The following is a 6,781-nucleotide window of genomic DNA, read 5'->3' as shown; positions in this document are numbered from 1 at the left end:
GAGCAAAAAAATTCCTTTACCTGACAAATGCCAATAAGCGATTTCTAATTGGAAAGGAGTATAAATTGAAGAGAAGTCCGTTTCTGGATAGAATTGAAAATGAATTGATCGAATTTTCCAAAACTGAATATAAGAAAAAAGAGAAGAAGGATGATCTGCAGATAAGGTTGTTTAAATAACTAACATTATTTAAAATTCCGAAATAATTTGCTCTCAACATAAACCGTGAACTGATCAGTGTTTCAACAGCATTGGGATAATTTTGTTATTGGAAACCTGTAAAAGTGGGATATTTTCTCTTTTTTCTCAACGATAATCGGGATAATTTTTATGTTGACAGTCAAACCTACAAGGATAATTTGTCTCTTATGAGACATAGAACATTATTTGCGAAGCTATTAGAACATTTGGAAAAGAAGCAGATTTCATTAATAATCGGCGCCCGTCAAACCGGAAAAACCACTATAATGCAGCAAATGAATTCGTCTCTGAAATCCAAAGGAAAGCAAACTTTTTTTTTGTCATTAGAAGATCCAGAAGTATTAGACAATTTGAACGCTCATCCCAGGAACCTTTTCAATATTATCCCACCTTTCGACGATAAAGACAGATATTTTGTTTTCATCGATGAAATTCAATACCTTGATAATCCGACAAATTTTCTCAAATATCATTATGATTTGCATAGTCCGCAAATAAAACTGGTAGTCAGCGGTTCTTCGGCATTTTATCTCGATGAGAAGTTCAAGGATAGTCTCGCCGGAAGGAAACGGATTTTTACTTTACAAACTTTAAGTTTCGAGGAATTTCTCATCTTTAAAAACAGGGAAGAAATTGTTCCTTTTATAAATTCCGGAAATATTCCTGAAATCTATTTAGCAGAACTGAATAAATGGTTAAATGAATACCTCCTTTTCGGTGGATATCCGGATGTTGTTCTGGAATCGAATATTAATGAGAAAGAATTGATTTTAGACGATATCGCAGAATCTTATATGAAAAAGGAGGTTTTGGAAGCAAACCTGAAATCTCCGGATGCTTACTTTGAGATTTTGAGAATTTTATCAGCAGGTAAAGGAACTTATAACGGCAATCGGATTGGAAATGAACTGCATATAAGCCAGACAAGTTTGAAGAATTATGTGAAATTGATGGAAATCTCATTTCATATTTCACGAGTTCGACCATTTCACAGAAATTTTACTAAAGAATTACGAAAAATGCCTAAAATCTACTTTAATGATTTAGGCTTGAGAAACTATTTCCGAAAAAATTATTCTCCCATCGCTCTAAGAATGGATAAAGGAGAATTGTTGGAAAATTATGTTTTTAGAAGATTCCTCGATTTTTATACCCTTGATGAAATAAAATTCTGGAGAACTCAAAAAAAACAGGAAGTCGATTTTATTATCCAGGAATCAAAAGCGTATGAAGTAAAGTTTTCGGAACAATCTTTCAAACCTTACAAGTATAAATTCTTTCAGGAAAAATATCCGGAGATAAATTTTCGATTAATCCATTATGAAAATGTCCTTAAATTCAAAATTCAGGAATGATAAAAGTTAATCAATTTGCCAAATCGATATTAACGAGATCAAAGTTTTTTTTTGATCCTTCGAGAAACCAAGAACTGATCAGTGTTTCAGGGCAATTGGGATAATTTCTATATTGGAATCCTTCATAATCGGGATAATTTTGAAATCGAGACTTGTAAAACAATCAATCTTGATTGTTCCAATCTTGATTGTTCTTTGCACAAACAAGAATGTTTGCGAAATATAATTCGTGAATTATGTGTAATTCGCATATCAGGGCATAGTTTGAACGAAGACAGGTGGATAACAAAAGGAAGAAAAATGCAAAATGAAAAGATCTATTTAGAAAGGATCAAACGATTCATCAACGAAATCTATGAGAAAAGATATTTTAATCACACTCCATTAGAAGCGGAATACATTGTAGATAAAATCAATCCGATTCCGTATCAAAAAGTAATAAAAAGGAAATTCAAGCCAATCAAAATTGATGAAAAATGGGGAGAAGACTGGAGTTGCGGCTGGTTCAAGTTTAAAGGAGATATTCCATCAAAATTCAAAGGTCTGGAAGTTGCTGCTCTAATTGATATTCAGGGAGAAGCATGTGTTTTCAAAGATGGAGTTCCGTATGTTGGATTAACAAATAAAATTCATTGGAATCTTTTTTCAGGAAAGAATTTTGTTCCACTTTACAATAATGCAGAAGGTAGAGAAAAAGTCGAACTTCTGCTCGAAGCAGGAGCCAACGGACTTTTCGGAAAATCTGATCAAGACTATAAATTGAAGCAGGCAGAACTGGTCTGCGTTAACAGGAAGATTTATGATCTCGATATCGATTTGCGTGTTTTGAACTCTTTATTGGAATCATTGGAAGAAAAGTCTCCTCATCGCAAAAAGATCATCTCTGGAATTAATGAAGTCGTCAATATCTGGCAGGACGGGAAAGGAATCGACAAATGTCTGCTGATCACGAAAAAACTTCTCTCCCAATCGGCAAATGCCAGTTCTCTAACCGTTTACTCGATCGGTCATGCTCATCTCGATTGTGCCTGGTTATGGCCTCTGCGGGAAACACGCAGGAAAGCTGGACGGACTTTCTCGACTGCTCTGAAGTTTATGGAAGAATTTCCGGATTACAAATTCGGTGCTTCCCAGCCGCAATTGTATCAATTCGTAAAAGAGGATTATTCCGAACTATATCAGAAGATCAAGCAAGCAGTGAAAGATAAAAAATGGGAATGTCAGGGAGCGATGTGGGTTGAGCCGGATATGAATCTGACGAGTGGGGAATCGCTGGTGCGACAGTGTTTCTACGGGAAGAAGTTTTATCGTGATGAATTTAGTGTGGAAGTCGATAACTGCTGGCTTCCCGATGTTTTTGGATATTCTGCTGCTCTTCCGCAAATCCTGAAAAAATGCGGAGTTGATTTTTTTATGACGCAGAAAATTTCCTGGAATGCAACCAACACTTTTCCTCATCACACTTTTTATTGGGAAGGAATAGACGGAACTCGCATCCTCACACATTTTCTTCCTACTAATGATTATAACTTGAGCAATTTCCCGCATCAACTTATTGAAAGCGAAAAACGCTTTGCTCAATCCGATGTTTCTGATGATTTTTTGAATCTTTATGGAATTGGTGATGGCGGCGGAGGACCTTCCCGATTTCAAATCGAGATGGGAATTCGTCAGCAGAACCTGGAAGGAACTCCCAAATTCAAGTTTTCTTTTGCTCAAGACTTTTTTGATAAAATATCACAAATCCCGCCCGAAAAACTGCCGGTCTGGGTAGGAGAACTCTATCTCGAACTTCATCGCGGTACTTACACAACCCGCGCTTTGATGAAAAAGTTTAATCGACAATTAGAAACAAAATTACACGATGTGGAATTTCTCTCAACTTTGGTTGAAAATTATCCCAAAGCAGAAATCGAGCAGATCTGGAAAGATACGCTGCTCAATCAATTTCATGATATTCTGCCAGGTTCTTCTATCGGTTGGGTTTATGAAGATGCTTGTCGAACGAGCGAGCTGAATTTACGGAAATTAGAGAAAATCCAAAATGAGATAATCTCCAAACTGTATGGGAAAACTGATAAAATTGGTGATAATTTCATAGTTTACAACACTTTATGCTGGGATAGAAAAGAGATCATCCAAATTCCTGCTCCTAAAGGAAATTACTGGGTGGAAGGTGAATACGGAGCAGGAACAATTAACACGAGTGATAGGAATTTTATCGAATATGAAGTTTGGATTCCGGCAATGGGTTATACTGCGATCAGATTGGAACCAACGAACATTTCTTTTCCAGCAGGTGAACCATTGCTGAAAGCAACAGCAACATTTTTGGAGAATGGTTTGATCAAAGTTGAAATCGCAGACGATGGTTCGATTTCATCCATTTTCGATAAAGAAGAAAATAGGGAAGTATTGTCTGGATTCGCTAATAAACTGCTATTGTGGGAAGATAAACCAATCAATTGGGAATCGTGGGATATTAATCATTTTTATCGTGAAACAATTCCGGAACAGGCAAAAAGAGCTTCCGTTCAGGTTGAAAAACTAACCGATTTGCAGGCAGTAATTCTCCAGAAATTTAAAATTGGAAATTCAAAAATCGAACAGAAAGTTTCCATCCGAAATAATTCTAAATTAGTAAAAATTGAAAATAAAGTCGACTGGAAAGAAGCACAAAAAATGCTGCGTGCTTCTGCGAAAGTAAATATTTTTACGAATGAAGCAACTTCTGAAATCCAGTTCGGAACGATAAAAAGACCGACTCACTCCAACACAACCTGGGATGATGCCAAATTTGAAATCCCAGCCCAGAGATTCGTTGACCTTTCCCAATCCGATTATGGAATCGCTCTCATCAACGATTGTAAATACGGACATTTTATCAAAGATAATTTCCTCGATCTGAATCTTCTCCGCAGTCCCAAAGATCTGGATGAAAAATCCGATATTCACAAGCATGAATTCACATTCTGCTATTATCCACATAAAGGGAATTTGATCGCCTCCGATACTCTCGAAATTGCTCATAAACTGAATGATCCGGTGATTTTCCATCCGATAAAAAATCTTCCTGAGAAAAGATCTTTTGGCTTTTATCAAATCCAAGGACAAAATGTGAAACTGGAAACTATCAAAAGAGCAGAAAACGGGAAAGGAACAATTTTAAGACTTTATGAATATGCAGGTTCTAATTCTAAAATAATTCTCAACATCCTAAAAGACTGGAAATCGGTTATTGAAACCGATTTGCTGGAGAATGATTTAAAGTCCATCGAAGGAGAATTTAATTCTATCGAACTGGAATTTAATCCTTTTGAGATCAAGACTTACAGGATCGAATTCTAAAATAATTTCTTAACTTTTAAAGAGATTGAAAATTAGTGAGAAAAAAATATTGACAAATAATTGGTTAAAAAAAGCTAGAAGCAATATGAAAAAAGAGAAGTTATCATTAAGTTTCTATTGTGTTTTGTTTGATGGAGTTTGAATACTTTTTTAAATTATTGAGATGAGTATGAGAATTAAATATCGAAATTAAAAAAATGATTGTTACTATCGTAATTAAACTATTTGAGCCTTTAATGTCGTAAATTAAAATTTGAATTTTAGATCCAAAAAAAATTAAGGAGAGTTTTATTATGAAAAAATTAGTTCTATTTACAATGGTTTTTTTATTGATAAGTTTATCACTTTTCAGTATCGCTGAAGACCAGAAACTGCTTGATCGACAAACGAATGGTTTAGCTCCTCACAGAGAATACTTCAATACAAATAAAAAAACTGATACGGATCAATATCGTGATCCTGATTTTGAAGGTTATGCCTATAATGCTTATGATCCATCCTCAACTTATGCTGAGGGTCCAATTTATTTTGCCGGCTCCGATCCCTCCTCGATCACACTTCTTGCTCCCACGCAATCAACTGATTTCATAGCAGGTGCTTGCTGGCTGGCTGATGAAGAAACCTGGTACGGCACTCAATATGGGGGAGGATTATATTCCATTGATCATACAAATGGAAATATGACTTACATTGGTAATACAGCAGTGGGTTTTCAGGGTATCGAATACGATGATGCCTCAGGGATAATGTATGCAACAGATGGTACAAGTTTGTACACTCTTGATTGGACAACAGGTGCAAGTACTCTTATTGGCTCTCATAATATTGGTGACACAATGATAGGTATTGCAGGAGATGGGGAAGGAAACTTGTATGGTGTATCTGTTAGTTTTACTGCAATTTCCCCTTTGTATTCTATTGATCCGGCTACTGGAAATGCAACCTCTATCGGTTCAACCGGTGGTCAACTCTTATACGCACAAGATCTTGCTTTTGATAAAGATAATGGAATCCTTTATTCTGCTGCTTATTTTGGAGACGGAACTCCTCCCGGATTGTATGAAATTGATACGGGTACGGGAGCAATGACCGGTTGGGGAGATTTCCCCGGGGGAATGGAAGTATCCGGTTTTGCAATTCCTTATACGCTTGCCGAACCAGGAGCTCCGGCTGCTCCATCTGATCTGGTCGTTCTTCCCGATGATATGGGAGGTTTGAGCGTCGATCTGTCATGGACAAATCCTGATCTAACTTTTGATGGTGATCCTCTGACAGAACTTATGGAAATGAGAGTTTATCGTAATGATGTTTTAGTATATACTGATGACTCACCTACAATTGGCGGAGCTTCTGCCTGGACAGATAACACTGTTTCACCGGCAGGAATGTATAATTACGCTGTGCGTGGATATAATTCTGATGGTGAAGGTCCTGCTGCCTCAGAAGAAGTCTGGGTTGGTGAAGATGTACCAAACATTGTTACTGACCTGCTTGGATCTGATGTCAGTACCAGGGATTTAATGGCTCAACTGGATTGGACAAATCCGACCGAGGGTATGCATGGCGGATATTTCACGGGTGTTACCGGTTATTTGATTGAAAGAATTAACGATGGTGCAGATTTTGATATTCCCGGACCCGTTACCCAATGGGTAGATGATACAATAACCGAAGTAGGTATCTATCAATACTCTGTTACTCCATATAATAATGCGGGTGTTGGTCCGATAGAATTTTCTAATCAATTTGGAGTAGGAATAACTGTTATTGAAATTGGAAATGCAGAGACTCTTGATTACCAGATCCCAATGAATATCTGGTATCAAAACAGCATGGTTGAGGTTGTTTACCAGAAAGAATGGATCGGAGTAGGTATG

At 36.8% G+C, this 6,781-nt stretch carries 3 protein-coding genes; all 3 read left to right on the top strand.

Annotated features, from left to right (window positions below; translation table 11 throughout):
• Positions 1-368: 368 nt before the first annotated feature.
• The gene (locus ENL20_01145; protein HHE37166.1) at positions 369-1,556 is read left to right on the top strand and encodes an ATP-binding protein; all 1,188 of its coding nucleotides are present in this window, start codon (positions 369-371) and stop codon (positions 1,554-1,556) included.
• Between the two features lie 300 nt (positions 1,557-1,856).
• A complete protein-coding gene (locus ENL20_01140) occupies positions 1,857-4,904 on the top strand; it encodes an alpha-mannosidase (GenBank protein HHE37165.1) in 3,048 nt (1,015 codons plus the stop codon).
• A gap of 293 nt (positions 4,905-5,197) precedes the next feature.
• A partial coding sequence (locus ENL20_01135; GenBank protein HHE37164.1) for a hypothetical protein occupies positions 5,198-6,781 on the top strand: 1,584 nt, incomplete at its 3' end.

This window comes from Candidatus Cloacimonadota bacterium (assembly GCA_011372345.1).
Lineage (GTDB): Bacteria > Cloacimonadota > Cloacimonadia > Cloacimonadales > TCS61 > DRTC01.
Note: the sequence above shows the minus strand (reverse complement) of the source record. Positions and strands in the feature narration are given on the sequence as shown.

What these genes read in the sequence shown, in the direction of transcription:
- ENL20_01145 (HHE37166.1), top strand. Translation starts at nt 369, where the DNA reads ATGAGACATAGAACATTATTTGCGAAGCTATTAGAACATTTGGAAAAG.
- ENL20_01140 (HHE37165.1), top strand. Translation starts at nt 1,857, where the DNA reads ATGCAAAATGAAAAGATCTATTTAGAAAGGATCAAACGATTCATCAAC.